The 602-nt window shown below is 75.6% G+C and carries 1 protein-coding gene; it reads right to left on the bottom strand.

Annotation, left to right across the window (positions count from 1 at the left end; genetic code table 11):
* Positions 1-189 precede the first annotated feature (189 nt).
* On the bottom strand, positions 190-602 hold a 413-nt coding region (locus KUM32_RS37490), incomplete at its 5' end, for a glycerol-3-phosphate dehydrogenase C-terminal domain-containing protein (RefSeq protein WP_302185238.1).

The following is a 602-nucleotide window of genomic DNA, read 5'->3' as shown; positions in this document are numbered from 1 at the left end:
GTTCGACGCGGCCCCAGCGGCGCGCCGCGCCCGCTGTTCCCTCGTCATTCCGTAGATATTCGGCCAAGGTTCGGCCGGACGTGGCCTCATCGGCCGCCCGTACGGAGGGCCGGCGCGCGGCCGGGCGCCCTCCGTACGGTCCGAGCGCCCGCGCGGGCCCGGGGCCGCCGGGGCGCTAGGCGCGGGCGGTCACAGCGGCTGGATCTCCGGCGCGCCCAGCCGTGCCGCGTCCGCCGTCAGGTCGTCCGGCTGGCGCTGCGACTCGCGCTCGGCCTCCACCCGCTTCTCGTACCGCTCGACCTCCCGCTCCACCTGCCCCGCGTCCCAGCCAAGGACCGGCGCCATCAGCTCGGCGACCTCGCGGGCGCTGTGCGTGCCGCGGTCGAAGGTCTCGATGGAGATGCGGGTGCGCCGGGTCAGCACGTCGTCCAGGTGGCGGGCGCCCTCGTGGGAGGCGGCGTAGACGATCTCGGCGCGCAGGTAGTCCTCGGCGTGCGGCAGCGGTTCGCCGAGCCGGGGATCGGCGGCGATCATCTCCAGGAGTTCGTCGGCGAGCGAGCCGTACCGGTTCAGCAGGTGCTCGACCCGGGCCACGTGCAGCC

The sequence above is a fragment of the Streptomyces sp. AC627_RSS907 genome (genome assembly GCF_019049165.1).
This window is presented reverse-complemented; position numbering and strand designations above follow the sequence as displayed.